At 57.3% G+C, this 253-nt stretch carries 1 pseudogene; it reads left to right on the top strand.

What is annotated here, in order from left to right:
* Positions 1-253: pseudogene (locus D0N36_RS19325) on the top strand (50S ribosomal protein L6); the annotation flags it as partial.

The raw sequence follows: 253 nt of genomic DNA, 5'->3' as shown, positions 1-253 counted from the left end.
CCTGTAGACCGCGATATTAACGTGGCTACTGAGGAAGGCCAGTTGCTGGTGACCCGCCCCACGGAGCAGAAGCGGCACAAGGCCATGCATGGCCTTTACCGCTCACTGCTCAACAACGCCATCGATGCGTGAGCAATGGCCTCGAGAAAAAGCTGGAATTAGTCGGTGTAGGTTACAAAGCCACTATGGCTGGTACTATCCTCGAACTGGCGCTGGGCTACTCGCACAACATCTTCCTGGCCCTGCCGGCCGA

The organism is Hymenobacter lapidiphilus (assembly GCF_003417065.2).
GTDB lineage: Bacteria > Bacteroidota > Bacteroidia > Cytophagales > Hymenobacteraceae > Hymenobacter.
Note: the sequence above shows the minus strand (reverse complement) of the source record. Positions and strands in the feature narration are given on the sequence as shown.